Source organism: Aeromonas sp. R7-4 (assembly GCF_040908055.1).
Taxonomy (GTDB): Bacteria; Pseudomonadota; Gammaproteobacteria; order Enterobacterales; family Aeromonadaceae; genus Aeromonas; species Aeromonas sanarellii.
In genome coordinates this window covers 34,863-61,842 of the sequence record NZ_JBFODA010000060.1, presented here as the reverse complement: position 1 = coordinate 61,842, position 26,980 = coordinate 34,863, and the positions used below count along the sequence as shown (strand labels likewise).

General features: G+C 63.8%; 24 protein-coding genes and 1 riboswitch. Of the genes, 5 read left to right on the top strand and 19 right to left on the bottom strand.

Translation table 11 applies throughout. The features are described 5' to 3' along the window. Positions 1–37: 37 nt before the first annotated feature. A complete protein-coding gene (locus AB5Y72_RS16465; RefSeq protein ID WP_368199252.1) occupies positions 38–1,066 on the bottom strand; it encodes a DUF2066 domain-containing protein in 1,029 nt (342 codons plus the stop codon). 147 nt (positions 1,067–1,213) lie between these two features. Further along, complete coding sequence (upp, locus tag AB5Y72_RS16460; protein WP_039040248.1) at positions 1,214–1,840, bottom strand: uracil phosphoribosyltransferase; 627 nt, start codon at positions 1,838–1,840, stop codon at positions 1,214–1,216. A gap of 176 nt (positions 1,841–2,016) precedes the next feature. On the opposite strand from upp, the gene purM reads away from it, so the two are divergent. Continuing rightward, positions 2,017–3,054, top strand: coding sequence for a phosphoribosylformylglycinamidine cyclo-ligase (gene purM, locus AB5Y72_RS16455; RefSeq protein ID WP_039040247.1), 1,038 nt, complete (start codon positions 2,017–2,019; stop codon positions 3,052–3,054). After that, positions 3,051–3,689, top strand: coding sequence for a phosphoribosylglycinamide formyltransferase (gene purN / locus AB5Y72_RS16450; protein WP_039040246.1), 639 nt, complete (start codon positions 3,051–3,053; stop codon positions 3,687–3,689). The genes purM and purN overlap by 4 nt, the downstream gene beginning before the upstream one ends. Positions 3,690–3,803: 114 nt before the next feature. On the opposite strand, the gene AB5Y72_RS16445 is transcribed toward purN, so the two are convergent. The 5 genes from AB5Y72_RS16445 to AB5Y72_RS16425 form a co-directional block, all read right to left on the bottom strand. Continuing rightward, positions 3,804–4,565 carry a Nif3-like dinuclear metal center hexameric protein gene (locus tag AB5Y72_RS16445; protein WP_368199251.1) on the bottom strand — a complete coding sequence of 254 codons (762 nt, stop codon included), beginning with the start codon at positions 4,563–4,565 and terminating at the stop codon, positions 3,804–3,806. 112 nt (positions 4,566–4,677) lie between these two features. Further along, on the bottom strand, positions 4,678–6,012 hold the full coding sequence (locus tag AB5Y72_RS16440; protein WP_368199250.1) for a sigma-54-dependent transcriptional regulator: 1,335 nt from the start codon (positions 6,010–6,012) through the stop codon (positions 4,678–4,680). Further along, positions 6,009–7,043, bottom strand: a complete 1,035-nt coding sequence (locus AB5Y72_RS16435) for a PAS domain-containing sensor histidine kinase (RefSeq protein ID WP_209793013.1) — start codon at positions 7,041–7,043, stop codon at positions 6,009–6,011. Before AB5Y72_RS16435 ends, AB5Y72_RS16440 begins: the two co-directional genes overlap by 4 nt. A gap of 106 nt (positions 7,044–7,149) precedes the next feature. Further along, positions 7,150–8,571, bottom strand: coding sequence for a sigma-54 dependent transcriptional regulator (locus AB5Y72_RS16430; RefSeq protein ID WP_325783117.1), 1,422 nt, complete (start codon positions 8,569–8,571; stop codon positions 7,150–7,152). A gap of 238 nt (positions 8,572–8,809) precedes the next feature. Continuing rightward, positions 8,810–9,679 (bottom strand): DUF2726 domain-containing protein, encoded by an 870-nt coding sequence (locus AB5Y72_RS16425; RefSeq protein WP_325783078.1) that lies wholly within the window; start codon positions 9,677–9,679, stop codon positions 8,810–8,812. 254 nt (positions 9,680–9,933) lie between these two features. On the opposite strand from AB5Y72_RS16425, the gene AB5Y72_RS16420 reads away from it, so the two are divergent. From AB5Y72_RS16420 to ppx, 3 genes are all read left to right on the top strand, one after another. Continuing rightward, complete coding sequence (locus AB5Y72_RS16420) at positions 9,934–10,446, top strand: glycine cleavage system protein R (RefSeq protein WP_209793017.1); 513 nt, start codon at positions 9,934–9,936, stop codon at positions 10,444–10,446. A gap of 76 nt (positions 10,447–10,522) precedes the next feature. Then, positions 10,523–12,592: a polyphosphate kinase 1 gene (gene ppk1, locus AB5Y72_RS16415; RefSeq protein ID WP_368199248.1), complete on the top strand. Its 2,070-nt coding sequence runs from the start codon at positions 10,523–10,525 to the stop codon at positions 12,590–12,592. After that, the gene (gene ppx / locus AB5Y72_RS16410; RefSeq protein ID WP_216990586.1) at positions 12,582–14,072 is read left to right on the top strand and encodes an exopolyphosphatase; all 1,491 of its coding nucleotides are present in this window, start codon (positions 12,582–12,584) and stop codon (positions 14,070–14,072) included. Before ppk1 ends, ppx begins: the two co-directional genes overlap by 11 nt. A 79-nt stretch (positions 14,073–14,151) precedes the next feature. Here the strand turns inward: ppx and mgtE are convergent, their stop codons facing one another. The 12 genes from mgtE to flgB all read right to left on the bottom strand — a co-directional run bounded on the left by mgtE (position 14,152) and on the right by flgB (position 26,935). Then, the gene (gene mgtE, locus AB5Y72_RS16405) at positions 14,152–15,495 is read right to left on the bottom strand and encodes a magnesium transporter (RefSeq protein ID WP_325783080.1); all 1,344 of its coding nucleotides are present in this window, start codon (positions 15,493–15,495) and stop codon (positions 14,152–14,154) included. Between the two features lie 123 nt (positions 15,496–15,618). After that, positions 15,619–15,788, bottom strand: a riboswitch (M-box (ykoK) riboswitch). 168 nt (positions 15,789–15,956) lie between these two features. After that, positions 15,957–17,171, bottom strand: coding sequence for a flagellar hook-associated protein FlgL (gene flgL, locus AB5Y72_RS16400; protein ID WP_325783081.1), 1,215 nt, complete (start codon positions 17,169–17,171; stop codon positions 15,957–15,959). Positions 17,172–17,174: 3 nt separating this feature from the next. Then, the gene (locus tag AB5Y72_RS16395) at positions 17,175–19,163 is read right to left on the bottom strand and encodes a flagellar basal body rod C-terminal domain-containing protein (protein ID WP_325783082.1); all 1,989 of its coding nucleotides are present in this window, start codon (positions 19,161–19,163) and stop codon (positions 17,175–17,177) included. 3 nt (positions 19,164–19,166) lie between these two features. Continuing rightward, a complete protein-coding gene (gene flgJ / locus AB5Y72_RS16390) occupies positions 19,167–20,279 on the bottom strand; it encodes a flagellar assembly peptidoglycan hydrolase FlgJ (protein WP_325783083.1) in 1,113 nt (370 codons plus the stop codon). A gap of 107 nt (positions 20,280–20,386) precedes the next feature. Beyond that, positions 20,387–21,484: a flagellar basal body P-ring protein FlgI gene (locus AB5Y72_RS16385; RefSeq protein WP_042076360.1), complete on the bottom strand. Its 1,098-nt coding sequence runs from the start codon at positions 21,482–21,484 to the stop codon at positions 20,387–20,389. Positions 21,485–21,544: 60 nt separating this feature from the next. Further along, the gene (gene flgH / locus AB5Y72_RS16380) at positions 21,545–22,216 is read right to left on the bottom strand and encodes a flagellar basal body L-ring protein FlgH (protein WP_042076358.1); all 672 of its coding nucleotides are present in this window, start codon (positions 22,214–22,216) and stop codon (positions 21,545–21,547) included. 15 nt (positions 22,217–22,231) lie between these two features. Next, a complete protein-coding gene (flgG, locus tag AB5Y72_RS16375) occupies positions 22,232–23,020 on the bottom strand; it encodes a flagellar basal-body rod protein FlgG (protein WP_010675290.1) in 789 nt (262 codons plus the stop codon). Between the two features lie 14 nt (positions 23,021–23,034). Further along, the gene (locus tag AB5Y72_RS16370; protein ID WP_042076355.1) at positions 23,035–23,781 is read right to left on the bottom strand and encodes a flagellar basal body rod protein FlgF; all 747 of its coding nucleotides are present in this window, start codon (positions 23,779–23,781) and stop codon (positions 23,035–23,037) included. A 145-nt stretch (positions 23,782–23,926) separates the two neighbouring features. Then, positions 23,927–25,285 (bottom strand): flagellar hook protein FlgE, encoded by a 1,359-nt coding sequence (gene flgE, locus AB5Y72_RS16365; protein ID WP_042076354.1) that lies wholly within the window; start codon positions 25,283–25,285, stop codon positions 23,927–23,929. A gap of 10 nt (positions 25,286–25,295) precedes the next feature. Further along, positions 25,296–26,033, bottom strand: a complete 738-nt coding sequence (locus AB5Y72_RS16360) for a flagellar hook assembly protein FlgD (protein ID WP_042076353.1) — start codon at positions 26,031–26,033, stop codon at positions 25,296–25,298. Between the two features lie 84 nt (positions 26,034–26,117). Beyond that, on the bottom strand, positions 26,118–26,537 hold the full coding sequence (gene flgC, locus AB5Y72_RS16355) for a flagellar basal body rod protein FlgC (protein ID WP_005329775.1): 420 nt from the start codon (positions 26,535–26,537) through the stop codon (positions 26,118–26,120). Next, complete coding sequence (gene flgB, locus AB5Y72_RS16350) at positions 26,534–26,935, bottom strand: flagellar basal body rod protein FlgB (protein ID WP_042076352.1); 402 nt, start codon at positions 26,933–26,935, stop codon at positions 26,534–26,536. The genes flgC and flgB overlap by 4 nt, the downstream gene beginning before the upstream one ends. Between the last annotated feature and the right edge of the window lie 45 nt (positions 26,936–26,980).

The following is a 26,980-nucleotide window of genomic DNA, read 5'->3' as shown; positions in this document are numbered from 1 at the left end:
CCGGGTCATGCCGGGCGGTCTGGAACATCCCCTGAGCTCAGGGCTGCGACCATTGGTAGCGCAGGCCGCTCTCGTTGTCTTCCACCTGGCGCAGGCGGCTCTCAAGCTGCAGACCCCGCACCAGCTCCGCCTTGTCCCCCTGCAGCGAGAGATTGAAGGTGACCTTGTCTCCCTCCAGCTTGCCGATCGCCACCTTGGTGACGCTGGCCATGCCTTGCAGCATCTTCTGTATCTGGATCATGCCGTCGATGTCGGACAACCCCTCCACCACCAGGGTCTGGCTGGAGGCGACCCCGGAGAGGCGGGTGCCGTACTGCTGCACCAGCCAGCCGGCCAGGGCATCGGCAAACCCCTTGGCCACCTCGGTCTGGGACCCCGAGCCAGACCCCTTGGTCAGTTCGGTCAGCTCCCCCGCCTGGGCACCCGGCTTGACGCCATAGAGGCCCCAGTCGATGCTCCAGCTCTCTCCCTCCGGCGTCAGCTTGCCCAGCACCACCATTTCGGCGCCATAACGCTGGCTCGCCTTGAGCACGGGATCGGCGAAGCGACCCCAGACGTCGGTGGCGTTGACCGCCATGTTGTCGTCGAGATCCATCAGCGGGATGCTGATGGGCAGCCCCATGGCCTGGGCCTGGGTACGCAGGGCGGCGGCCCAGCCATCGCCGGACTGATCCGGCAGGATGCGGCGCTCCCCTTCGTCGACAACCAGCCAGACGCCCAACTGAGGGCGCACGGGGCCCAGCAGGGCAAACTTGCTCTGGGCGACCAGGGCGTTGACCTTGGCCACGTCGAAATCGGCCTTGAGAAACTTCACCGGCCCCACGTCCTGATAGCCGTAATGCTGCACATAGTCACCGGGCGCGGCCAGCGCCTTGACCACGTCCGGCTGGGTCAGGATGTCCCGCTTGCCCGTCACCTTGACGAGCACATCCCCCAGGGCCTGAGCCTGAGCGGCCGTCATGTCGCCGCTGGTGGGTGCCTTGCCCTGATAGAGGTCGGTCACCTGGGCGGCCGACGCCACGAATGGCAGACAGCAGCAGAAGAGCATCGCTAAGCGTTTCAGCATAAAGAAGATTCTCGAAATGGGGGATGGTGCTTATGGTAGCGGCAAGGCCCAGGTGGCAGCAAGCCGGCGGGGGGCATAAACCACGAAGCCGGCGATAGGCCGGCTTCGCTTGCGCTCTTTTTGAAAGAGCGCCGATGACATCAGGACTTATTTGGTGCCGAAGATCTTGTCACCGGCATCGCCCAGACCCGGGACAATGTAGCCCTTCTCGTTCAGGCCCTGATCGACGGCGGCGCAGTAGAGCTCCACGTCCGGGTGGGCCGCTTCCAGCGCCTTGATCCCTTCGGGGGCGGCAACCAGCACCAGCACCTTGATGGACTGGCAGCCCTTCTTCTTCAGCAGATCAATGGTGGCGATCATGGAGCCGCCTGTGGCAAGCATGGGGTCGATGACCAGGGCCAGACGCTCTTCGATGTTGCTGACGATCTTCTCGAAATAGGGGACGGGTTGCAGGGTCTCTTCGTCGCGGTAGATGCCGACCACGCTGACGCGGGCGCTCGGCATGTGTTCCAGCACGCCGTCCATCATGCCGAGGCCGGCACGCAGGATGGGCACGACGGTGACCTTCTTGCCCTTGATCTGGTCAACTTCCACTGGCCCGTTCCAGCCATCGATGGTAACTTTCTCGGTTTCGAAGTCAGAGGTCGCTTCGTAGGTCAACAAACTGCCCACTTCCTTGGCCAGTTCACGGAAACGCTTGGTGCTGATGTCGCCTTCGCGCATCAGGCCGATCTTGTGCTTGACCAGGGGGTGTTTGACTTCAACGACTTTCATTATTATCTCCTCTAACTGCCGCCAAAAAAATCGCGGAATCATACAACAAAAGCCGCCCCTTGTAGAGCTTTTCCATCCAAAAACGCGCAAACGATTTTCTTTCTGCTTTTCCCTGCCCACTGATAGAATACGCCCCGAATTTTACCCTCCACTTCTTTATATGACGGGGAATACGCGTGACTGACAAAACCTCACTGAGCTACAAGGATGCTGGCGTGGATATCGATGCCGGCAATGCACTGGTTGAACGTATCAAGGGCGTGTCAAAGCGCACTCGTCGTCCTGAAGTCCTTGGTGGTCTTGGCGGCTTTGGGGCCCTGTGTCAAATCCCTGCAGGCTACAAGGAACCGGTACTGGTCTCCGGTACCGACGGGGTGGGCACCAAGCTGCGTCTGGCCATCGATCTGAAGAAGCATGACACCGTGGGGATCGATCTGGTGGCCATGTGCGTCAACGACCTCATCGTCCAGGGCGCCGAGCCCCTCTTCTTCCTCGACTACTATGCCACCGGCAAGCTGGACGTGGACACCGCCGCTGCCGTGGTCACCGGCATCGGCGTCGGCTGCGAGCAGTCCGGCTGCGCCCTGGTGGGTGGCGAGACCGCCGAGATGCCCGGCATGTATGAAGGGGAAGACTACGACATCGCCGGTTTCTGCGTCGGCGTGGTGGAGAAGAGCGAGATCATCGACGGCAGCAAGGTCGGCGAAGGGGATGCCCTGATCGCCCTGGCCGCGAGCGGCCCCCACTCCAACGGCTTCTCCCTCATTCGCAAGATCCTGGAAGTCTCCAAGGCAGACGTCCACCAACCGCTGGGTGACACCACCCTGGCCAACGCCCTGCTGGAGCCGACCCGCATCTATGTGAAGCCGGTGCTCAAGCTCATCGAGGAGTGCGAGATCCACGCCCTGTCCCACATCACAGGCGGCGGCTTCTGGGAGAACATCCCCCGCGTGCTGCCCGCCAATACCCAGGCGGTGATCGACGAGCAGAGCTGGCAGTGGCCGGCGGTGTTCAGCTGGCTGCAGCAGGCCGGCAACGTCACCCGCCACGAGATGTACCGCACCTTCAACTGCGGCGTCGGCATGATCATCGCCCTGCCGGCGGATCAGCTGGACAAGGCGCTGGCCCTGCTCAAGGCGGAAGGCGAGAACGCCTGGCACATTGGCCACATCGCCAAGGCGGCCGATGGCGAGGAGCAGGTCATCATCAAATGATGCGGATCCTGGTTCTGATCTCCGGCAGCGGCAGCAACCTGCAGGCGATCCTCGACGGCTGTGCCAGCGGCAAGATTGCGGGCCAGGTGGTGGGCGTCATCAGCAACAGGGCCGATGCCTATGGCCTGGTTCGCGCCAAAGAGGCGGGGGTGGCCACCGCCATCCTGGCCCAGCAGCAGTTCGCCAGCCGGGAGGAGTATGATGCCGCCCTGCTGGCCCTGATGCAGGACTACCAGCCGGATCTGGTGGTGCTGGCCGGCTTTATGCGGATCCTGAGCGGCGATCTGGTGCGCCACTTCGCCGGACGGATGATCAACATCCACCCCTCCCTGCTGCCGAAGTACCAGGGACTGCACACCCACCAGCGTGCCATCGAGGCCGGTGACGACGAGCACGGCGCCAGCGTCCACTTCGTCACCGAGGAGCTCGACGGCGGCCCGGTGATCCTGCAGGCTCGCGTGCCCATCTTCGAGGGGGACAGCGCCGACGAGGTCGCTGCCCGGGTCCAGGTCCAGGAGCACTGCATCTACCCCCTGGTGGTGCAGTGGTTCTGCGAGGGGCGCTTGCAGATGCGAGAAGGGTCTGCCTTCCTCGATGGCAAGCAGCTTGGCCTGGCAGGCTATGCCAGCGAGTAACCGCTAGCAGTAGTAAGACACAACAAGGGAGGCTTAGGCCTCCCTTGTCATTTCTATCGACCAGCGCAATTGCTGCCATCACGTCCGATTACGCCGCTGCGCGGCTAATCGGCCCTACACCGGATTGTCGATATCGATAAAGGTCACTTCCAGCCCGTGCACCGTGGCGAGCCACTCCCCCAGCGCCTTGACGCCATAACGCTCGGTGGCATGGTGACCGGCGGCGTAGAAGTGCATGCCCATCTCGCGGGCGGTGTGGATGGTCTGCTCCGAGGCTTCGCCGGAGATGAAGGCGTCTATGCCCTGCTCCGCCGCTTGGCTGATGTAGCTCTGGCCGCCACCGGTGCACCAGGCCACGGAACGGATGAGCTCGGGCCCGCTGTCGCCGCAATGGAGCGGCTCGCGGCCGAGGCGCTCGGCGATGAGCCTGGCAAAGTCGGCCCCGCTTATGGGCTCTTCCAGCTTGCCCACCATGGCGACGCTCTTGCTGTTCCAGGGTTCGAGGCCGCGACGCACCTTGATGCCGAGCAGCCTGGCGAGCTGGGCGTTGTTGCCCACCTCGGGGTGCACGTCCAGGGGCAGGTGATAGGCGAACAGGTTGATGTCGTGGGTCAGCAGGGTTTTGAGGCGGCGCTGTTTCATGCCGGTGATCTGGGCCGGCTCGCCGCTCCAGAAGTAGCCGTGGTGAACCAGGATGGCGTCGGCATCGGCGGCCACGGCCGCATCGATCAGGGCCTGGCTGGCGGTCACACCGGTCACCACCTTGCGAATGCGCTCGCGCCCCTCCACCTGCAGGCCGTTGGGGCAGTAGTCCTTGATGGCGTGGGGTTCGAGCAGGTGGTTGAGCAGGCTTTCCAGTTTTCGATGAGAGATCATGGGCGTCTCCTAACAGGGCTCCCCGCACAGGATCGCAGGGAGCCGGATTCCGATCGTCAGGGGCCCATGATAATCGAGCCGGGCCGGCAAGGCCATGGCACCGGCATCAAGCCTAGGCGGGCAGCTCTATGCCGGCGTCACGCATCTGGGCCAGCTTGTAGCGCAGGGTACGCGGGCTGATGCCGAGCTTGTCGGCCACCGCCTTGCGACTGCCATTGCACTCCTGCAGGGTGTCCAGGATGATCTGGTGCTCCTGCAGCTTGAGCTCGCCGCCGAGCCCCTCCCCCGACAGCCGCTCGAGGGGGCGTACCAGCGTCTCGTCCGTCTCCTCCAGGATCAGGTGCTCGCACCCGATGAGCCCGTCTGGACAGAGGATCAGGACACGCTGCACCACGTTGTCGAGCTCGCGCACGTTGCCGGGCCAGGAGTGGGCCATCAGGCGTTCGCGGGCCTCCTCCGCGAGCCGCGGCGTCGGCAGCCCCATCTGGCTGGCGTGGAGCGCCAGCAGATGCTCCGCCAGGGGCAGAATGTCCCCCGGGCGCTCCCAGAGCGCGGTCCAGCGCAGGGGGAAGACGTTGAGGCGGTAGTAGAGATCCTCGCGGAACAACCCGTCCTGCACCGCTTTTTTCAGATCCCGGTTGCTGGTGGCGATGACCCGCACATCGAGGGGGATCATCTTGCGGCTGCCGAGCCGCTCCACCTCTTTCTCCTGCAAGACCCGCAGCAACTTGGCCTGGAGCCCCAGATCCATCTCGGTGATCTCGTCGAGCAGGAGTGTGCCTCCCTGGGCCTGCTCGAACTTGCCGGGACACCCCTGCACCGCTCCGGTGAAGGCCCCCTTCTCGTAACCGAACAGGGTCGCCTCCAACATGTTCTCCGGAATGGCGGCGCAGTTGATGGCGATGAAGGCCTGCTCGGCACGGCTGGAGTTGTCGTGGATGTAGCGGGCCAGCACCTCCTTCCCCGTCCCGCTCGGGCCGGTCACCATCACGGTGGCCTCGCTCCTGGCGACCCGGGTCGCCAGCTGGAACAGCTCGGCGGTCCTGGGATCCCCGTACACCACGGCCCGCCTCTCCACCTTCTGGGCCGGCACATAGCGGCTGACCTGGTTGAGCAGCACCTCGGGGGAGAAGGGCTTGGCCAGGTAGTCGATGGCCCCCTCGCGCATGGCGCGCACCGCACCGTCGATGTTGGCGTAGGCGGTCATCAGGAGCACAGGCACCTGGGGATACTGCTGGCGGATATTGGCCAGCAGGGTGAGGCCATCCATGCCTCCCATCTGGATGTCGGAGATCACCATGTCGAAACGCTGGCGCGACAGGGCCAGCAGGGCCCGCTCACCGCTGTCCACCTCGCGGCACTCATAGCCACCGAGCAGCAGGGTGTCCACCAGGGCCTCGCGCAGGCCGTTGTCATCTTCCACCACCAGAATACGAGCCTGGGTCATGCTACACCTCCGAGCTGCACCGCTTGCTGATGCAGGGGGAACGACAGGGTAAAGCAGGTGCCCTCACCGGGGACAGAGGCCACGCTGACCTCCCCCTGGTGGGCACGCACCACGGATTGCACCACGGCGAGCCCAAGGCCTGTGCCCTGGGAGCGGGTGGTGAAGAAGGGTTCGAAGATCTGGCCGAGCAAGGCCGCCGGCATCCCCTTGCCGTTGTCGAGCACGCGCATCTCCACCCGGTTGCCGCTGCGCACCGCGCTCACCAGCAGCGAATCGGCGCCGGCCTGGCGCGCGTTAGCGATGAGGTTGTTGATGGCGCCCGCCAGGGCGCTGCTGTTGGCGAGCAGGCAGAGATCCGGCTCCGGCACCTCCAGGTGCAGGGCACAGCCCTGCTGCTGGCAGAAGGCCTCGGCGCCGGCCTGCACCTCCGCCAGCAGCCCCTGGACCGAGATGGGGGCCACCACCTGGTTGTCACCGTTGCGGGCAAACAGCAGGATGTCGTTGATCTGCTTCTCGAGATCCTGCAGGCGAGCCATCAGTTTTTGCTGGAACTGGCTGCGGGACTCGGGCTTCAGGGTGCGGTTCGCCAGGTTGGCCGCGTAGAGCATGGCGGCGGAGAGGGGGGTGCGGATCTGGTGCGCCAGGGAGGCGGCCATGTTGCCAAGGGCGGACAGCCGCTTCATGTGGTTGACCCTGTCCTGCAACTGGCGGGTCTCGGTCAGATCGGTGATGAACACCAGCTGCCCGGGCTGATCCGGCAGCGGCTGGGTCGACAGCTGGACCCGGCGCCCGTCCCGCAGGGAGATCTCGTGGCCGTCGTCTTCCCTGGGCTGGAAGCAGCGGGCGATGATCTGGCGCCAGAAGAGGCCCTCCAGCGGTTCCCCGAGCAAGGCCTGGGCCGCCGGGTTGGCGCGGGTGATCAGCCCCTCGCCGTCGAGCAGCAGCACGCCGGTAGGCAGCGCCGTGAAGATGGCGTAGAGCTGGCTCACTTCGTGTGACTGGAGGGGGTTGTCCTGCTGCGAGATTGTCATAAAGCTGACCTCAAACTGGCGATTGGGTCAGCTTATTCAATTTCCATGCCAGTGATTTATTGCATTAATATCAATGTGTTGACAGCCAAGCGTCAAAGCATTGACCTCAGTTGTCCTTGCTCATGCCGTACTTCTTCATCTTCTCCACTAGCGTGGTGCGGCGCATGCTGAGCAGGTCGGCGGCGCGGGCCACCACCCCGTCCTGGGACTCCAGGGCCTGGCGGATCAGCTCCACCTCGAGGTCGGCCAGCATCTCCTTGAGGTTGACCCCCTCCTGGGGCAGCTGCATGGGCAGGGGCATGGCGATGCCCGGATCCAGCACGGGCGGGGACTGGAACACGGCGGCCAGGGCATCCCGCTCGTCCATCTCGGTGAGGCGCTCATCCCTGGGTTCGCTCGGCAACAGCCGGTAGCGGCCGGGCAGGTCCGCCACATCGACGATCTGGTTCGGGTAGAGGATCAGCAGGCGCTCGATGAGGTTGGACAGTTCGCGCACGTTGCCGGGCCAGGGGTACTGCATCAGGGATTCCATGGCGCGCTGGGTCAGGCGGATGATGCCCCTGTGCTGCTCGGCATGGCGATTGAGCAGCTCCTGCAACAGCAGGGGAATGTCGTCGCAGCGCTCGCGCAGGGGCGGCGTCTCGATGGGGAAGACGTTGAGCCGATAGTAGAGATCCTCGCGAAACGCCTGGGTGCGGATCATCGCCTCCAGATCCCGGTGGGTCGCGGCGATGACGCGCACGTCCGCCTGCACCGTCTTGCCCCCACCGACCCGGTCGAACTGGCGCTCCTGCAACACCCGCAGCAGCTTGACCTGCATGGGCAGCGGCATGTCGCCGATCTCGTCGAGGAAGAGGGTCCCCCCCTGGGCCAGCTCGAAGCGGCCGCGACGGGCGGCGATGGCACCGGTGAAGGCCCCCTTCTCGTGGCCGAACAGCTCGCTCTCCAGAAGCTCTGCCGGAATGGCGCCGCAGTTGATGGGCACGAAGGGGCCCGAGCTTCGGGCGGAGAGCTCGTGAATGGCGCGGGCCACCACCTCCTTGCCGGTCCCGGATTCCCCCAGGATCAGCACGTTGGCATCGGTCTGCGCCACCTGGCCGATGAGGCGGCGCACCTCCTGGATCCCCTTCCCCTTGCCCACCAGCAGGCGCAGCAGGGTCTGACCCTTGTCGTGGATCTGCTGTCTGGGGTGCAGGGAGATGAAGGCCTGGCAGAAGTGCAGATGGCGGGTCAGGGACTCGTAGGTGAAGGGATCGTCGCTGCCGCCGATAAAGTTGCTGTTGGGGTGATCCGCCGACGTCAGGGAGATGAAGGGGATGCGAGGGTAGGTGGCCAGCAGCTCGGCCAGGGGGCGTTCGAGCAGACTGCCCGCCAGTATCCCCTGCAGCGGACCTGACGATTCGATGGCCACCTCGAGATCGGCCTCCACCACCTCCTGCCAGGGGATCCCCATGAAGGAGAGCACGGTTTCCAACTGCTGACGCCGCGCTTCATCGGCATCCACGATCAGCACCCCCATAGCCATCATATCCATATTCTTACACACCTGACGCCAAGTTATTGTTTTTAAACTACTTATGATAGTTAGCTATGCACAATGTCATAAAGGCCACAAAGTGCCAAAATTCTGGCGGATTGTCAAAACTTGTCGCGTTACAGAGTGTCCCGTCGGGACGGGGATCACGCTTCCAGCCAGACAGAGTATCGGAGGAAAATCGGCGCAGGGGGCAACAAGGCGCCGACGACAGCCGGCGCCGAAGGCGGGATCAGTGCTTGACGCTCTCCTGGGGCGCGGCGTAGCGGCACTCGGGGAAACGGCTGCAGGCCAGGAACAGGCGACCGGCGTGGGGACCCTTCTTGGCCTCCCGCTCCACCAGGGGCGCATCACAGCGCGGGCAGTGGGGCACCCGATGGGGATACACCTCCTCATCATCCTCCCCCTCGGCAAACAGATTATCCACCAGCTCGGCATCGGCAGCCGGCAACGGCGCAGGGCGTGGCGACAGTATGGCCTTGACGGGGGCGACGCCCGGGGTACGACCGCCATGGCGGGGCTCTTCCACCTCGACCCGATCCAGCTGCAAGGGGCTGAAGGTCGGCTCGCGGCGATCCCCAGGCAGCAGATCCTCATCCGGGGCAAGGCGGGGGCCGCTTAACAGCGGCAGGATCTGTTCGCGCAGTTCCTCGACCTGATAATGGCTGCTTGCCGGGATCTGCAGCAGCGGCAGACCGGCGCTGTCAAAGGCCGCCTTGAGGAAACTGTCGCGCACCTTGCGCTTCTGGTGGCGATGGGAGCTGTCATCGAGCTCGATGGCGCAGATGAAGGAGAGATCGGAGGGGTGGCAGAGCAGATAGTCCACGTGCTTGGCGCTGATCTTGTTGAACGCCTGCTGCCACTTGCTCTTGCCCATCCCCGTCTCCGGCGTCAGCACATCGGCCACCCGCACCTTGGCAAAGACCCGGGCCTGGTCGCCGACCGCCAGATCCAGCACGCCGAGGAAGGAACGCTCGGCGGGGGTGAACAGGGTCTCCTGCAGATCATAGGGCAGCGCCTTGCCCTTCTTGCCCCTGCTCCAGAAGATCGCCAGCAGAAGCAACACCAACAACACCAATCCCGATACGACAAGGCTATTCATACACGCACATCCCGTTCACAAGACATTTCCAGTTCACATCAACACGGAGGGGCCACACTCTACCACGTGGAAAGCGGCGCAGGCAGAGCTGAAATCAAACCCGCGCCGGCATTCGCGTTTTTTCACTAAATTTGCGCAAGGCGGGCTTCATATGGCCTGTCACAGCAGGCACAATGTCAGAGCCCATGGACGCGCTGGCGCACTCGCCGTCGCTGCCGGACGTCCCCCACGCAGTCCCATTCAAGGAGAGCAGGATGCAAAAGCAATTGGTCGTCACCGTGATCGGCGCAGACAAGCCCGGCATCGTCGAGAGCCTGGCCGATACCATCACCCGACAGCAGGGCAACTGGCTGGCAAGCTCCATGAGTGAACTGGCGGGGCAATTTGCCGGCATACTGCACGTCGCCGTCCCCGACGAGCACTATCGTCCCCTGTGCGAGGCGCTGGTGATGCTGCCGGGCCTCACCGTGAGCTTCGCCGAGGGGCAGCTCAGCCCGGAGCCGGCCCGTCAGGTGATGCTGAGCGTCACCGGCAACGACAGGCCGGGCATAGTCCACGAGGTGGCCAGCATACTACGCCAGCTCAACATCAACGTGGCCGATCTCACCACAGGCTGCGAGCCGGCGCCCCACAGCGGCGCGCCGCTCTTCTACGCCCATGCCCTGGTGGCCCTGCCACCCCAGCTCGAGCTGGACGATCTCGTCAGCGCCCTGGAGTCCCTCTCCGACGACCTGGTGGTCGACATCGACCAGGACCTGACCGAATAGTGCTGGTTGTCATAAATTTGTCATGGTTTGACGCCATAACTTCCGCGCAGACGCAACCAGAGTACAGAGGCACCAGATGAGCACCGACAGGCAGTATGAAGAGAAAGAGCTGAGTTGGCTCTCATTCAATGAACGGGTGTTGCAAGAAGCCATGGACAAGACGGTTCCGCTCATCGAGCGGGTCCGTTTCCTCGGGATCTTCTCCTCCAACCAGGACGAGTTTTTCAAGGTACGGGTATCGGACGTCAAGCGCCGCATCCTCATCAACGAGGTGCACGGCGGCGATGACGAGGCCAAGGTACTGCTGCGGGCCATCCAGCAGAAGGTGATGGCGCTCGGCGAGGCGTTCGACAACACCTACAAGGAGCTATTGCTCGCGCTGGCCCGCCACAACATCTTCCTGGTCAACGAGAACCAGCTCTCCGATGCCATCCAGCAGTGGCTGCGGGTCTTCTTCCGGGAGAAGGTGCTGCGCCACATCATCCCCATCCTGCTCAACAAGGAGGTCAACCCGGTCAAGTTCCTGAAAGACGAGCACACCTACCTCGCCATCGAGATGAAGAAGAACGGCCAGGTGATCCAGTACGCCCTGGTGGAGGTGCCGACCGACGATCTGCCCCGCTTCTTCCAGCTGCCGCCGGAGGGGACGCGCCGCAAGAAGCAGATCATCATCCTCGACAACGTCATCCGCTTCTGTCTCGACGAGATCTTCAAGGGCTTCTTCGACTACGACGAGATAGCGGCCTACGCGGTCAAGCTGACCCGGGACGCCGAATACGATCTCTCCGACCAGTTGGACCTCAGCCTGGTGGACAAGATGAGTGACGGCCTGAAGCAGCGCCTTACCGCCATGCCGGTGCGCTTCGTCTACGAGCGGGAGATGCCCGCGGCCATGATAAGCTTCCTCAAGCTCAAGCTGCAGATCAGCTCCTACGACGCCATCATGCCGGGCGGGCGCTATCACAACTTCAAGGACTTCATCGGCTTCCCCAACGTGGGCCGGGAATACCTGGAGAACCCCAAGCTGCCAGCCCTGGACTGCCGCGATTTTGACGGCTTCGTCAACGCCTTCGACGCCATCACCCGGCAGGACATACTGCTCTACTACCCGTATCACAAGTTCCACCACTTCACGGAGCTGGTGCGCCAGGCGGCGTTTGACCCGGCGGTCAGTGCCATTCGCATCAATATTTACCGGGTCGCCAAGAAATCGCGCATCATCCACTCCCTCATCGACGCCGCCAACAACGGCAAGAAGGTGACCGTGGTGGTGGAGCTGCGCGCCCGCTTCGACGAGGCGGCCAACATCGACTGGGCCAACATCCTGACCGATGCGGGGGTCAAGGTGGTGTTCGGGGTGCCCAGCCTCAAGATCCACTCCAAGCTCTGCCTCATCACCCGCCACGAGAACGGCGAGGCGGTGCGCTACGCCCATATCGGGACCGGCAACTTCAACGAGAAGACCGCCAAGATCTACACCGACTTCTCCCTGCTGACCCGCCACCCGGACATCACCGCCGAGGTGGAGAGCGTGTTCGAGTACATCGAATACCCGTACCGGCGCTACAAGTTCAACCACCTGCTGGTCTCCCCCATCAACAGCCGCCGCCAGCTCTATCGCCTCATCGACAACGAGCTGGCCAACGCCAAGGCGGGGCAACCCAGCGGCATCACCCTCAAGATCAACAACCTGGTGGACAGAGACCTCATCAACCGGCTCTATGCCGCCGGCCAGGCCGGGGTGCCCATCCAGATGATCATCCGCGGCATGTGCGCCCTGCGCCCCGGGGTGCCTAGCCTGAGCGACAACATCCGGGTCATCAGCATCATCGACCGCTTCCTCGAGCACCCTCGCGTCATGGTGTTCCACAACAAGGGCAACCCCCAGCTCTATATCTCCAGCGCGGACTGGATGAGCCGCAACATCGACGGTCGCATCGAGGTGGGTACCCCCATCTATGACGAGCGGCTCAAGCAGCGCATCCTCGACATCCTCGAGCTGCAGCTCGGCGACACCTGCAAGGCGCGGGTCATCGATGCCGACCAGAAGAACGAGTACGTGAAGCGGGGCAACCGCCGCAAGGTCCGTTCCCAGGTCGCGATATACGACTACCTCAAACGCATAGAGTCAAACCATGGACAATAGTCTGTACGCCGCTGTCGATCTGGGGTCGAACAGCTTCCACATGGTCATCGCCCGTCTCAACGAGGGGCGGATGCAGCTCGTCGATCGCATCAAGGAGCGGGTGCGCCTCGCGGAGGGGATGGACGAGCAGCGCCGGATGTCGGACGAGGCCATGGCCCGGGGCCTCGACTGCCTCGCCCTGTTCGCCGAGCGCCTCACCAACATCAAGCCGGATCAGATCCGCATCGCCGGCACCTATACCCTGCGCCGGGCCAGCAACGCCCGCGCCTTTGTGAGCGAGGCGGCCAAGGTGCTCAACCACCCCATAGAGATTATCAGCGGCCAGGAAGAGGCGCGCCTCATCTATCAGGGGGTCGCCCATACCCAGCACATCGAGGGCCAGGTGCTGGTGGTGGACATCGGTGGCGGCAGCACCGAACTCATCATCGGCGAGGGGTTCGAGCCTAAGGCCCTCACCAGCCGCAAGATGGGCTGCGTCAGCTTCACCCAGAGCTTCTTTGCCAACGGCAAGCTTGGCGAGAAGGCCTTCAACAACGCAGTGCTTGAGGCCCAGCACCAGCTCGCCCCCATCATCAACCAGTACCGCAAGCTCGGCTGGCAGAGCTGCCTCGGCAGCTCAGGCTCCATTCGCACCGTGCGCGACGTGTTGCAGGGGGAGGAGTGGACCGACGGCGCCATCACCCTGGCGGGCCTGGAGCGCCTCAAGACCGAGATGCTCAAGCACAAGCGGGTCGACCAGCTCAAGCTGGCGGGCCTCACCGAGGAGCGCCAGGGGGTGTTCGCCGCCGCGGTGGCCATCCTGCTCGGGCTCTTCACCTCCCTGCCCATCGAGCGGATGGAGTACTCCGACGGCGCCCTGCGCGAGGGACTGCTGTACGAGTTCGAGGAGCGGCTGCAGCACCACGACATCCGCGAGCGCACCGCCCTGGCCCTCTCCACCCACTATCGCATCGACAAGCGCCAGGCCACCCGGGTGGAGCAGAGCGTCCTCTCCCTGTTCGATGCCCTGAGCGGCCCCTGGGAGATGCCGGAGGAGCCCTATCGCGCCATCCTCGGCTGGGCGGCCCGGCTGCACGAAATTGGCCTCGCCATCAACTACAGCGGCATTCACCGCCACTCCGCCTATATCCTGCAAAACACCGACCTGCCCGGTTTCAACCAGGACGATCAGGCCCTGCTGGCGGCCCTGGTGCGCTTCCAGCGCAAGGGGCTCAAGCTCTCCGAACTGCCCGCCCTGCCGAACCACGACGAGCAGACGGTGCTGCGCTGCATCCGCATCCTGCGCCTCGCGGTGGCGGCCCACCACAGGCGCCAGGACAACCTGCTGCCCGAGTGGAACGTGCAGGCCGCCGGCGATCAGCTGGTGGTCACCCTGCCGCTGGACTGGTGCGACGAGAACCGGCTCCTGATGCAGAACCTGGAGAAGGAGCACCGCTACTGCCAGGAGCAGGGCTGGCCCCTGCTGTTCCAGCTCGGCTGAGCCCTCGGCTCAAGCGAACATTCGTTCAACTCAAATGAAAAAAGGCAGCCGATGGCTGCCTTTTGTCGTGATGCCGGTCTCACTGCAGGTCCGGCAGGATCAGCTTGGCTATCTCGAAGTAGATGATGAGGCCGGTGCCATCCACCAGGGTGGCGATGAAGGGGGCCGAGACCACCGCCGGATCGATGCGAAAACGGCGCAGCACCATGGGGATCACCGAGGCGACGGTGGCGCTCCAGAGCACGATGGCGATGATGGTGAGGGTCACCACCATGCCGATCTCCGGGCCCACCCCTAAGCTCCAGGCCCGCACCCAGGCGGCCAGGGCGATGGCCGCCGAGATGAGCAGGCCGGTGGAGATCTCTTTTTTCAGCACGGTGCCGAGGTTCTTCAGGCTCACCTCCCCCACCGCCATGGCACGCACGATCGTGGTGGTGATCTGGGTGCCGCTGTTGCCCCCGGTGCCGATCAAGAGCGGGATGAAGAAGGCGAGCGCGATGGCCGCCTCCAGCTGCTCCTCGAAGGCCCGCAGCACTGTGCCTGTGTAGGCCTCCGCCACGAACAGGATCAGCAGCCAGCCCACCCGCTTGCGCCACAGCTGCCAGGGAGTGGCCTGCAGATAGGGAGTATCCAGGGGAGATGAGCCCCCCTGCAGCTCCGCATCCTCGGTGGATTCGAGCTCCAGGATGTCGGCGGCGTCATCCACGTGGAAGACCCCCACCAGACGACCCTGATCTTCCACCGGCAGGGTCGAGAGGTCGCGGTCGATGAGCAGGCGGGCCGCCAGCTCCCGATCCGCCCGGGCGTTGATGCGCACCGCCTCCCGCTCCATCAGCTCGCTCACGGGCCGCAGGGGATCGGCGATCAGCAGCGACTTGAGGGAGACGCTGCCCTGCAGGCGCCGCTCGCCGTCGACCACATAGAGGTGGCCGAACAGCTGGGCCTGGTCCCAGGCGCCGTGGATCAGCTGTTTGGCGCTCTCCACCGTCGCCTCTGCCGCCACGGCCAGGTACTCGTGGCGCATGTTGGCACCGACCGACTCGCTCGGCCAGGCCAGCAGCGACCGCAGGGCATCCCGTGGGGGCTCGGGCAGACGAGCGAGCAGGGTGCTGCGATCCTCTTCATCGAGCCGGCGCAGCATGGTCAGCAGGTCGCGGCGCGCGATGGCCCCCTGCAGGCCCCCGAGGATGCTGCCATGGAGCCTGAGCAACAGATGGCCGGCGCACTCCGCGGGCAGGGAGCCGAGCAGGGCGGCCCCCTCGGGGACAGGCAGGGTATCGAAGATGCAGTTGAGCTCTTCCGGGCGCAGGGTCAGCAGCTGATCGGCCCGCTGGACCGGGTCCTGGTTGTGCGCCAGCCAGCTACCCAGGGCGATAGGATCGAGCAGTTGATGACGGTTGAGCAGGGTGTGTGTTTTCTTCATCACAGATGTCCTCATGTGATCCCGGGTCGGGCCCGGGAGCAACCGGTCATGCCGGCTGCCGTTTGCAAGAAAACAGCAATTTGATTGACGAGTAACAGGCAGGAAATGACGCCGTCCGGCGTGTCTTCATCCCCACGTACCAGCTTTAGCACTGCATAACGTATCCGGCGCGCCGGAAGCCACTTGGGTTGACACCTTAATCCGATGAAAACTGTCCTGATCTTGGGCGTCTCTGGACGTCGTGAGATCAGTGGCCTGTGTTTATGCAGGAGCCTCGCCTAACGAGATGCTGCGAATGATGCGCACGGCGGGGCCGTGCGGGCGGCATCATCGGCCCAGGCGCGAGTCGAGTCAAGGCAATCAGGACGTCTGCAACGGGTTGTTACAAATTGCGGGCAGGAGCATGAAATGACGGCTCCCCCGGGCCGGGGCCACGGGGGAGCGTGCGGTCAAGGGACAAATCAGCGGATATAGTCGAACAGGGTGAGCTTGCTTATCTTGCTGAAGGCGAGCTGGGAGGCGCTCATGGCCGCATCCTCCTTGGAGAGGGTGGCGATCACCTCGTACATGTCGGCCTCCGAGACCTTGGCCCTCGCCTGCTGGTTCAGGGTGCTGAGGCCGTCGTTCGAGCTCATCACCTGCTCCAGGCTGTTGAGCCGGCTGCCCACCTCCCCCTGTCCCCTGTCCACCTGGGTCCTGGCGTTGTTCATATGGGTGGTGGCATCGGCCACCGCCAGCTGGAAGTCGCTCGCCGGTAGGCTGGGATCCCGCAGGGCCGAGATGAAGTCGGACATGCCGTTGAGTATGTTGTCGTTCACTGGCTTATCGAGCACAAAGGTTTGAGGCGCCGAGCCGGCAGGCAAATCCAGGGTCAGCTCCAGCCCGTTGAAGGAGATGGCGTTGCCCGCCGTATAGGGAAGAGCGGGTCCCTGGACAACAACACCCAGGCTGTTCTGAATATCATAGGTTCCAGGTGGGCCAATCTGGGTGTTCACCGTGTACTGGTTGCTCGGCAGGGCTGGATCGTAGTTGTTGCGATAGAAGCTCTCGAAGTTGCCCTGGTCCCCCACCCCCACCTGGATGTTGGCGCTGGTGGCGCTGGCGGTGCGCCGGGTTGCCACCATCTCGAACAGATCGAAACCGGAGTCGTTCGCCGGGATCTTGACCGTGGGAGAGACCTGGATGCTGCGCTGACCCGTGTCCCCCTGGAACACGTAGTTGCCGCTGGCATCCTTGACGAAGGGCTGGGTCTTGCTCTGGTTGCCGCCGAAGATGAACTCCCCCTGGGAGTTCTTGCTGTTCATCAGGTCGAACATCTGCTTTTGCAGCCCCTCCAATTCGCTTGCGATGGCGCTGCGCTCCTCGGCGCCCATGGCGGAGTTGTTCGCCTTCTGGATCAGGGTCTGGGCGCTCAGCATGGCATTGTTGATGGAGGTGAGGACCGTATCCTCGTGGCCCAGGCTGTTCTCCAGCAGGCTGCCGTTGACGCCGTACTGCTTGAAGAGATCGATCTCCTTGGTCAGCGCCATCTTCTGGCTCATGCCGGAGGGATCCTCGCCGGCACGGGTGAACTTCTCCCCCGTCATCAGCTGGTTGTAGGCGGTGTTCTGACGCTCGCTCACCTTGCTCATGGTGGCCAGGTTGCGGTCGTAGATCATGTTGGTGGTGATGCGCATGACTTACCTCACGGAGGAGAGCAGGGTGTCGAAGATGGTCTTGGCGGTGTTCACTATCTGGGCCGAGGCCGCATAGGACTGCTGGAAGCGGATGAGGTTGGCCGCCTCCTCCTCCAGGTTGACCCCGGAGACGCTCTCGTAGATGCCGGTGCTCTGGGTCAGCTTGGCCTCGTTGGCCTGCAGCAGGGTCTTGGCCTGGCTGGTCTTGTTGCCGATCCCGCTCACCAGCCCGGAGTAGGCGTCGTTGAAGGTCATCTTGTCGTTGCTGGTGGCGGCGTTGTTGTTCTTGCGCACCAGCTCCTTGTTCTGCAGCTCCGCCAGGGCCAGGCCGTTGGCGTTGTCGGCGAAACCGTCCTTGTTGTAGCTCAGGGTGAAACTGTCGTTGGCCTCCACCTTGCCGATGATGCTGAAGTCATAGCCCGGGGTCAGGGCTGGCACTATGGGCGTCCCCAACGGCATCTCGAGGACGGACATCAGGTTCTGTCCCTTGCTGGACGCCGGGGCCACGCCGAGCAGGTTGTTGTTCTTGTCGTAGACCTCGTAGTTGCCGCTGCCGTCGATCTTGATGACCTGGGGAGCGCTCGGATCCAGGTTGTTGGCGCCAAAGCCCGAGCCCGTCCCCGTGTTGTAGACACTGCTCAGCTTGATTTCACCCGAGCCCAGGTTCTGGGCGTTCTTGTCCGCCTTGATGGGGGACGCCAGCGCGATGTCCTCTGGCCGGGTGATCGCGGCCTCGAGGTTGGCGGCGGCATGCCGGGTGGGTTGCAGCGCTATCTTGTCGCCGGCGGCCGGGGTGCCGGAGAGATCGATCTCGATGCCGTGCCCCGCCACCTCGAACGTGGCGGGGGGCGTGGTGCCGGTCATCAGCGAGGTACGCTTGCCGCTACCGTCGATGGAGAACACCTCATAGCCGGTGGCGCTGCTGAACTGCACCTCGTAGTCGAAGGTGGTCACTTCCGTTCCCTTGCCGGGGACGAAGTTCACCTTGGCGGCGCCGCTGCCGGTATTCTGGCTGTAGGGCAGGCCATCGCTCGCGCCGAGGGAGAAGAGATCCCCACCGAGCTCGTTGTCCAGATCCATCCCCAGCCGGTTCTGCTGGTTCATGGCGTCGGCCAAGGCGACCGCCAGCTGCCCGAGCTCCCGCTTGGCCGGTTCCAGATCCCGGCGCGCGGTGAAGAGGCCGCCGATGGCCCCCCCCACATCCTTGTCGTTGACGTCGGCCTGGTTGGCCCCCAGAGTCAGTTGCAGCGTGACGTCCCGGGAGTCCGGGTTGCCCGCCACCACCTTGAACTGGGCCACGCCGCCGTCCAGCACCAGGGAGTGCCCCGTGCTCATGTTCACCAGCATGCTGCCGTTGGGCTGGGTCACGGTGCGGATCTCCATCTTCTCGGAGAGCTGGCGGATGGCCTCGTCCCGCTGATCGAACAGCATCAGGTTCTCCTCCGGCGTGCCCTGGGTGCGGATGATGGCCTGGTTCAGATCGTTGATGCTATTGAGCAGGCTGTTCACCCTGTCCGTCTCGTCGCTGATGGTGGCGCTGATGGTGTCCCCCTGCTTGTCGAGCTGGGCGGAGAGGGTGTGGAATCTGTCCACCATGCCGCCCAGCTCGCTCAGGGTCGTCTTGCGCCCCCCGATCTCGGACGGCGACTCGTTGGCGGTATGGAAGGCCTTGAAGTAGGAGGTGATGGTGGTGCCCACGCTGTTGCTGGCATCGCCGAGCAGGCTGTCGAGCTGGAAGAGCTGATCGTAGCGGGTGCTGGAGGCCTGATAGATGGAGGTATCCCGGCGCATCTCGGCCTGGGCATAGGCGTTGATGATGCGCTCGCTCACCATGTCTCCCGTCCCCAATCCGACGGAATTGGTATAGATCAGGGTGCGTTCACGTACATAGCCCTGGCTATTGACGTTGACGATGTTGTTGCTGGTGGTCTGCAGCAGTCGCTGCTGGGCCAACACACCCGAGGTACCGATTCCAAGCAGATCGCTTGCCATAGCTTACAGCTCCATCTCTGTGTTCCTGGTCGCAGTGCTGCCGGGCATCGAGTAGCCGGCGATGGCATCACTGCGCAACACTTGTTTAAGTTTCCTGGCGTACTGGGGGTCGGTGGCATAACCGGCCTGCTGCAGCGCCTCGAAATAGCTGTCCGGGCTGTCCACCTTGGCCAGGGCACCCTTGTAGCGGGTCCCCGAGGTCAGGAAGTCCACGTAGTCGTTGAAGCTCTCTTCAAACGACTCGTAGGAGCGGAACGCCGCCTTCTGGCGCGAGGCCACCCCCTGCTCGTACTCCAGGGTGCTCACCACCGCCTTGGGCCCTTCCCAGCGCGGATCGGCCTTGATGCCGAACAGGTTGTGGGTTATCTGCCCCTCCCCGTCCTTGATCACCCGCTTGCCCCAGCCACTCTCGAGGGCGGCCTGGGCCACCAGCACCGCCGGGCTCAGCCCCAGCTTGTCCGCCGCCTTCTTGGCGAGCGGCATCAGCCTGTCGACGAACTCCTCCGGACTGTCGAACACCTTGGTGCTCCCGTCCAGGGCCGGCGCCCGCTGGCCCGTGCCCATGGGCGGCACGGTGCGGTGGGGACGCCGGGGCGGGGCCAGACGTTGCTCAGCCCCAGCCAGCTCACCCTTCATCTCGCTCTTCATTTCGTTATCAGCAAAATCTTTGCCAACTTTGGAGGCGGCGATCAGATCGTTGGAAGCACTGGGGGGCTGATAGGGCTTGTAGACCCGCTCGGTGCGCTCGGGCAGCTTGAGCACGCGCCCATCCTGATGGGTGAAGGTCTTGTCAGGAGAGAGCTGCCTGGCCACCATCTCGGCGATGCCGAGGCCCCCCTTGCTCGACATGTCGGCAACCCGCTGCTCGTCCAGCATCCCTTCATAGAACTGGGTGTAACTGCTGTTCATCGGGTTGCCTTCGGTCAGCACCGAGTTGGCCTGGCGCATCCCCTTGAACAGGGTCTGGGTGAAGATGGACTCGAACTGGCGGGCCGCCGCCATCAGGGCCCCCTGCTGCCCCTCCTTGCTCTGGCTCATCCGGCGCAGCTTGTCCAGGTTCTGGACATCCTGCACCATGCCAAGATTGATACCGCTCTGGGTGTCGAACTCTGCCATAACCTACCTCTTTGCCGCCCGTGGCAACCTCTTGCCGCTCAAGATGTTACAAAATGACCAGCTGGCCCTGCCGGAGGTGCCGCCCGAGGCGGCATTGCCATCCCTCATTACAGAATGACCAGCTGGCCCTGGATGGCGCCTGCCTGCTGCAGGGCCTCCAGGATCGCCATCAGATCGCCGGGGGCCACCCCCACCTGGTTCACCGCCCGCACCAGGTCGTCCAGGGTCGCGCCGGTATCGAACTTGAACATCCGCCCCGGATCCTGCTGCACGTTGATGGTGGAGTTGTTGGTGACCGCCGTCTGCCCGCCCGCCAGCGGATTGGGCTGGGAGACCTGCTGGTTCTCGGCGATGGTGACCGTCAGGCCGCCGTGGCTGATGGCGGCCGGACGCAGCCTGACCTCGCTGCCGATGACGATGGTGCCGGTGCGGGAATTCACGATGATCTTGGCGGACTCGCTCGCCGGATCCACCTCCAGGTTCTCTATGGTGGAGAGGTAGGAGACCCGCTGGGCCGGATCCCGCGGCGCAAACACCTTGATGGAGGTGGCATCCAGCGCCTGGGCGGTATTGGGCCCCACCAGATCGTTGACCACGTCGGCCACCCGACGGGCGGTGGTGAAGTCGGGCCGGTTCAGGTTGAAGGTGATGGTATCCCCCTGGCTGAAGGAGTTCGGCACTTCCCGCTCCACGGTCGCCCCGTTGGCGATGCGCCCCACGGTCGGGGTGTTGATCACCACCTTGGAACCGTCAGCCCCCTCGGCCCCCAGGCCCCCGACCACCAGGCTGCCCTGGGCCACCGCATAGACGCGGCCGTCCAGCCCCTTGAGGAAGGTCTGCAGCAGGGTGCCGCCCCGCAGGCTCTTCGCCTCGCCGATGGCGGAGACGGTGACGTCTATGGTCTGGCCCGGCTTGGAGAAGGGGGGCAGATCCGCGTGGATCGCCACCGGCGCCACGTCCTTGATCTTGGGCTTGATGTTGTCCGGCACCTTGATGCCGAAGTTGTTGAGCATGGTCCTGAAGGTCTGCTCGGTGAAGGCGTTGTTCTTCTCACCCGTGCCGGGCAGACCTACCACCAGACCGTAACCGATCAGCTGGTTGCTGCGCACCCCTTCCACCGAGGCGAGATCCTTGATGCGGGACGCGTGCGCCAGCCCGAGCGGCAACAGGCAGCACAGCAGGGCAAGCAGACGGAATCGGTTCATGACATCTCCTAACGAAACCACTGTGGCCCGGATCGGCTTGGCGATCCGGGCTGTCGAGTCTTAAATGGGCCACCAGGGACCGTTGAAGAAGCTGGTCAGCCACCCCTGTTCCTGGGTGTTGGCCAGATCGCCGGTCCCGCCGTAATGGATGCGGGCATTGGCCACCTTCTGGGACGACACGCTGTTCTCGGAGCTCACGTCCTCCGGACGCACCAGACCGGTGATGCGGATGTATTCGTTGCCGTTGTTGAGCATGATCCACTTCTCGCCGCGCACCAGCAGGTTGCCGTTCGGCAGCACCTTGACCACGCTGACCGAGATATTGCCCTGCAGGCTGTTGCTCTGGTCCGCCTTGGCCTGCCCCTTGAATGCGCTGCTCTGATCGACGGAGGCGGAAAGGTTGTAGGGGCTCGCCGTCACCGGCACCCCGCCCAGGCTCACCGGCGACAGATCGAAGCTGTTGTCCTTGCCGCTCTGGGTGTTGGCCTTCTTCGACGCCGAGGTCGACTCCGCCAGCTCGATGGTGATGATGTCACCTATCTTGTGGGCCTTGATGTCCGAGTAGATGCCGTTGACCTGCTCGGGCTGGAAGATGGCCCCGGTCGGGCGCACCGACACCGGCTCGGATTCGCCGTAGACGGGAGCAAATTCCGGATCGTCGGGCTTGGGGGTGTTGGGGGTACTGGCACAACCCGCCAGGGTCAGCAGGCCCAGCATCCATATGGCTTTCATCATGGCTCTCCTACGTCAGGTACGCTGGGTCAGGAAGGACATCATCGAGTCTACCGCTGAGATGACCTTGGAGTTCATCTCGTACACCCGCTGGGCCTGGATCAGGTTCACCAGCTCCTCGGTCACGTTGACGTTGGAGGTCTCCAGCATCCCCTGCTTGATGACCCCTAGCCCGTCCGCACCGGCAGTCCCCTGAATGGGGGCACCGCTGGACTGGGTCTCGAGGAAGAGGTTCTCCCCCATGGGCTGCAGGCCGGTGGGGTTGACGAAGTCCGTGGTGTTGATCTGGCCCACCACCTGGGACTGGCCGTCCCCCTTGAGCTGGACCGAGACCTGGCCATCCTCCCCCACGGTGACGCTCTGGGCGTTCTCGGGGATCTGGATCTCCGGCTGCAGCGGGTAACCGTTGCCCGGGGTGACTATGGTGCCCTCGTCGTTCAGGGTGAACTGGCCGTTGCGGGTGTAGGCCGCGCTGCCGTCCGGCAGCTGGATTTCGAAGTAGCCGCGGCCGCTGATCATCAGGTCCAGGGAGTTGTCCGTGGTCTGGACGTTGCCCTGGCTGTGGTTCTTCTGGGTGGCGACCACCTTGGCCCCCGCCCCCAGCATCAGGCCGGAGGGCAGTTCGGTGTCCGCCGAGGAGCGGCCACCTGGCTGGTTGATGTTCTGATAGAGCAGATCCTCGAAGATGGCGCGGGCCTTCTTGTAGCCCACAGTGCTGGCGTTCGCCAGGTTGTTCGAGGTGACCGAGATGTTGGTCTGCTGGGCATCCAGGCCGGTCTTGCTGATCCAGAGTGCAGGATTCATGGTGTGCTCCTTGATTAGCTGATACGCAGCAGCTGGGTTTGGGCCTCGTCGTTTTCCTCGGCGGTCTTCATGATCTTGACCTGAGTTTCAAACTGACGTTGCAGGCGAATGAGGTTGGTCATCTCGTCGACCACGTTGACGTTGCTCCCCTCGAGGGAGCCGGCGATCAGGCCCACCTCGGCAGACGCGGCCTCCCGCTGGCCATCCTTGCGGCGGAACAGGCCATCCTGACCCTTCTCCACCGCATCCCCCGCCGGGTTGACCAGCTTGATGCGCTGGAAATCCTCAGGCAGGTTGGCGGCAGCCCCCTCGGGGCGACCGCTGATGGTGCCGTCACGGTTGATCTCGATCTTCTCCATGGGCAGCGGCAGCACTATGGGCTGGCCGGCGTCATCCACCACGTTCAGACCGGTGGAGGTCTGCAGGTTGCCGGCGGCGTTGAGCTGCAGGTTGCCCATGCGGGTGTAGGCCTCCGCACCGTTGGGATCCTGCACCGCAATCCAGCCAGGACCGTCGACGGCGACGTCAAGATCCCGCCCCGTGGTCATCAGCATGCCGTGCTGCAGGTTCTGGCCCGGCCGCTCGGTCATGGCGAACACCCGGGTGGGCAGCCCCTCGCCGAACGCCTGCATGCTGCGCGCCTGCTCGAAGTCAGACTTGAAGCCGATGGTGTTGGCGTTGGCCAGGTTGTTGCCACGCACAGCCAGGCTGTTCATGTTCTCCTTGGCCCCGGACATGGCGATGTAAAGCAGGTGATCCATGGGATCCTCCGTCAAACAGATGACTCTCGCGGGGGAACTGCAAGTTGAATGCCAAGAGAGAGAAACACGGCGACAGGAGCGAGGGAAAAAGCGCGGCGCTGAGACGACAAGGGGCGCCGAAGCGCCCCTTGGAACCACAAACACCTTAGCGGATCTGCAGTATGTTCTGCTGCAGGGAGCTGTTCACCTCCAGGGAACGGGAGTTCGCCTGGAAGTTGCGCTGGGCGGTGATGAGGTCCACCAGCTCTGTGGTCAAATCCACGTTGGACTGCTCCAGGGCCGACGACTTGATGGAGCCGAAGGTGCCCGAGTTCGGGGTGCCGGGCAGGGCATCGCCGGAGAGCAGGGACTGGCGCCAGGAGGTGTCGCCCACCTGGGTCAGCCCCTGGGAGTTGGCGAACTTGGCCATGGCCACCATGGCCACCTTGACGGTGGTGGCGTTGCTGTAAGTGGCGGAGACTATGCCGTCCGCGGTGATCTCCACCTTGGTCAGGCGGCCGACGGTGGAGCCGTCCTGGGTCAATTTGTTGACTTCGAACGGCGAGGCGTACTGGGTCACGGTGCCGAGCTTGAGCTCGATCTCCTGGGTACCGTCGGCGCCATTGGTGATGATGCCGGCCCCCGCCGCCCCCAGCTGCTCGGTCTTGATGACCGCCGGGGTGGTGGGGGTGACCATCTTGCCGGAGGCGTCGAAGGTCACCCGCGCGCTCAGGGGCGCCTGGCTGACACCGGTGGCCATGGTGGTGGCCACACCGCCCGCGATGTCGATGGGCTTGTCGCCTTGATAGAGGTACATGCGCCAGGCGGTCGGCACCGCCGCCTGGGTCGTGTCGGCAGGGTCGGCTTCTTTCACGAAGTACTGGGTGATGGTGTGGGGCTCACCCAGGGAGTCGTAGACCACCACCGAGGTGGAGGAGGAGTAGGTGTCCGAGTCCTTGGGGTCGAACTTGGAGGCATCGGCGGCGCCGTTGCCCGCGGCCAGCGGCGAGGCGGTGGAGGGCAGGTTGAAACTCGCTTCGATCGTCGAGGTCTGGACCGGTTCACCGGCCCGGTCCGGGATCTGGATGGGCTTGGTCGCGTTGATACTCACCGCCTTGGGGGTGCCGTCTGCGTTGATCTCGTAGCCCTGCAGATAGCCGCCGGAGTTGCTGACCATGTAGCTGTTTTCGTTGAGCTTGAAGGCACCGGCGCGGGTGTAGGTGCGATCCAGGTTGGAAAGGCCGTCCGAGGTCACGAAGAAGCCGTTGCCCTGGATGGCGAGATCCAGCGCGTTGTTGGTGAATTGCAGCGCCCCCTGGTGGAACTGCTGCGCCACCGCCCCCGTCGCCACCCCGTTGCCGACCTGGGTCTTGGCGTTGACGAAGATGGAGTTGGCATAGACGTCGGCGAACTCGGCGCGGGACTCCTTGAAGCCAGTGGTGTTGACGTTGGCAATGTTGTTCGCGGTGACGTTCAGGTCTTTTTGAGCCGCATTGATGCCGCTGAGGGCATTGTTGAATGACATGTCTTTCTCCTTAGATCACTGCGTTAGAGGTCGAGGCCGGGGTCGTGGTCGACTTGCCGCCCGTCCCGCCAATTTCCAATACATCGGTCAGGTAGATGCCGCCCAGCCCCTTGAGCTTCAGGGTGCTGGGATTGGTGCTCGTACCCAGGGTGACGCTCTCCACCTTGGCGTAAGTCAGGGCGGGTACGCTCTCCGACTTGCCATCCACGGTGGCGTGCGCTTCTATCGAATACTTGCCGCTCTTGGCCGCATTGCCGGACTTGTCCTTGCCATCCCACTCGAAGGCCACGTTCCCCTTGTGGTCCCCCTCGAGGGAGAACTCCTTGACCACCTGGCCGCTCTCGTCCTTCACTGTCACCTTGATGTTGCTGCCGCCGTCTCCGGTGGCGATGACGCCGGAGAGGGTGCCTCCCTTCTCCACATACCCCGTGTTGGAGGGGATGAGCACGTTCTGGCCCACCAGGGCCGACGCCTGGAGCGCCTGGCTCGAGGTCATCAGGCTGTTGAGGCTCTCCATCTGGGTGGAGAGGCTGCTGATCCCCTGGGAGGTCGACATCGAGGTCATCTGGGACAACATCTGGGCGTTGTCCACCGGCTTGAACGGATCCTGATAGGAGAGCTGCATGGTCAGCAGCTTCAGGAAGGACTCCTGATCCAGCTCCTTTTTCTGGGTGCTGGTGTTGACCGTACTGGTCTGGGCCGACGTCGTCCGGTTGACACCCAGCAGGCTGTCATAGGTATCTGCCACTTATGCTCCCCCCTCTAGGGCTTGCGATGCCCGGCGTAGGCCGAACAGGCGGTCACGGGTCTCTGTCATCTGGGTTCACCTCTATCAGGACTTGCCGAGGCCGAGCGTCTGCTGCAGCATCTTCTTGGCCGCATCGGCCACCTGGACATTGGTCTGGTAGCTGCGCGAGGCGGCGATCATGTCCGCCATCTCCTCCACCATGTTGACATTGGGCTTGAAGATGAAGCCATCCTTGTCCGCCATGGGGTGGTTCGGGTTGTACTCCTTGAGCAGGGGGGCATCACTCTCGACGATGCCTTTCACGTCCACCCCCACCGAGGCCTGCTTGTCGGACATGGCCTGATCCAGCTGGGCGGCAAACACTGGCCGCCTGGCGTGGTAAGTTTTTTCCACGCTGGAGCTGACGCTGTCGGCGTTGGCCATGTTGCTCGCCACCGTGTTGAGGCGAACGGACTGCGCGCTCATGGCGGAGCCTGCAATGTCAAAGACCTTGAACAAACTCATCCTTGCTCTCCTTTCAGTGCCTTGAGCAGGCCGCTTATCTTGCCGTTCATGAATTCGAGGGAGGCCTGGTATTCGAGGCTGTTGCGCAGAAACTCGCTGCGCTCCTGCTGCACGTCCACCGTGTTGCCGTCACCGGTATCCGGTTGCAGGGGATTGCGGTACTGGGTCGACCCGGGCGCATCCATCTGCAAGGCGAAGTGCTTCTCGCTGGTGGTGCTGAGCCCGAACCCTTGCCGGCTCTGGGCCTGTTGCAGCGCCTGGGAGAAGTCGATGTCACGGGCCTTGAAGCCCGGTGTATCCGCATTGGCGATGTTGCTGGACAACACCTCGGCACGCTTGGCGCGCACGCTCAGCGTGTACTGGTGAACACCGAATGCCTTGTCGAATGAAATTGCCATAGCACACCTCCTGCTTCACGAATGTTTAGCAAGAGGTGTGCCAAA

Coding starts and splice junctions, on each gene's coding strand:
- AB5Y72_RS16465 (WP_368199252.1), bottom strand. CDS start 1,066: ATGCTGAAACGCTTAGCGATGCTCTTCTGCTGCTGTCTGCCATTCGTG.
- upp (WP_039040248.1), bottom strand. CDS start 1,840: ATGAAAGTCGTTGAAGTCAAACACCCCCTGGTCAAGCACAAGATCGGC.
- purN (WP_039040246.1), top strand. CDS start 3,051: ATGATGCGGATCCTGGTTCTGATCTCCGGCAGCGGCAGCAACCTGCAG.
- AB5Y72_RS16445 (WP_368199251.1), bottom strand. CDS start 4,565: ATGATCTCTCATCGAAAACTGGAAAGCCTGCTCAACCACCTGCTCGAA.
- AB5Y72_RS16440 (WP_368199250.1), bottom strand. CDS start 6,012: ATGACCCAGGCTCGTATTCTGGTGGTGGAAGATGACAACGGCCTGCGC.
- AB5Y72_RS16435 (WP_209793013.1), bottom strand. CDS start 7,043: ATGACAATCTCGCAGCAGGACAACCCCCTCCAGTCACACGAAGTGAGC.
- AB5Y72_RS16430 (WP_325783117.1), bottom strand. CDS start 8,571: ATGATGGCTATGGGGGTGCTGATCGTGGATGCCGATGAAGCGCGGCGT.
- AB5Y72_RS16425 (WP_325783078.1), bottom strand. CDS start 9,679: ATGAATAGCCTTGTCGTATCGGGATTGGTGTTGTTGGTGTTGCTTCTG.
- AB5Y72_RS16420 (WP_209793017.1), top strand. CDS start 9,934: ATGCAAAAGCAATTGGTCGTCACCGTGATCGGCGCAGACAAGCCCGGC.
- ppk1 (WP_368199248.1), top strand. CDS start 10,523: ATGAGCACCGACAGGCAGTATGAAGAGAAAGAGCTGAGTTGGCTCTCA.
- ppx (WP_216990586.1), top strand. CDS start 12,582: ATGGACAATAGTCTGTACGCCGCTGTCGATCTGGGGTCGAACAGCTTC.
- mgtE (WP_325783080.1), bottom strand. CDS start 15,495: ATGAAGAAAACACACACCCTGCTCAACCGTCATCAACTGCTCGATCCT.
- flgL (WP_325783081.1), bottom strand. CDS start 17,171: ATGCGCATCACCACCAACATGATCTACGACCGCAACCTGGCCACCATG.
- AB5Y72_RS16395 (WP_325783082.1), bottom strand. CDS start 19,163: ATGGCAAGCGATCTGCTTGGAATCGGTACCTCGGGTGTGTTGGCCCAG.
- flgJ (WP_325783083.1), bottom strand. CDS start 20,279: ATGGCAGAGTTCGACACCCAGAGCGGTATCAATCTTGGCATGGTGCAG.
- AB5Y72_RS16385 (WP_042076360.1), bottom strand. CDS start 21,484: ATGAACCGATTCCGTCTGCTTGCCCTGCTGTGCTGCCTGTTGCCGCTC.
- flgH (WP_042076358.1), bottom strand. CDS start 22,216: ATGAAAGCCATATGGATGCTGGGCCTGCTGACCCTGGCGGGTTGTGCC.
- flgG (WP_010675290.1), bottom strand. CDS start 23,020: ATGAATCCTGCACTCTGGATCAGCAAGACCGGCCTGGATGCCCAGCAG.
- AB5Y72_RS16370 (WP_042076355.1), bottom strand. CDS start 23,781: ATGGATCACCTGCTTTACATCGCCATGTCCGGGGCCAAGGAGAACATG.
- flgE (WP_042076354.1), bottom strand. CDS start 25,285: ATGTCATTCAACAATGCCCTCAGCGGCATCAATGCGGCTCAAAAAGAC.
- flgC (WP_005329775.1), bottom strand. CDS start 26,537: ATGAGTTTGTTCAAGGTCTTTGACATTGCAGGCTCCGCCATGAGCGCG.
- flgB (WP_042076352.1), bottom strand. CDS start 26,935: ATGGCAATTTCATTCGACAAGGCATTCGGTGTTCACCAGTACACGCTG.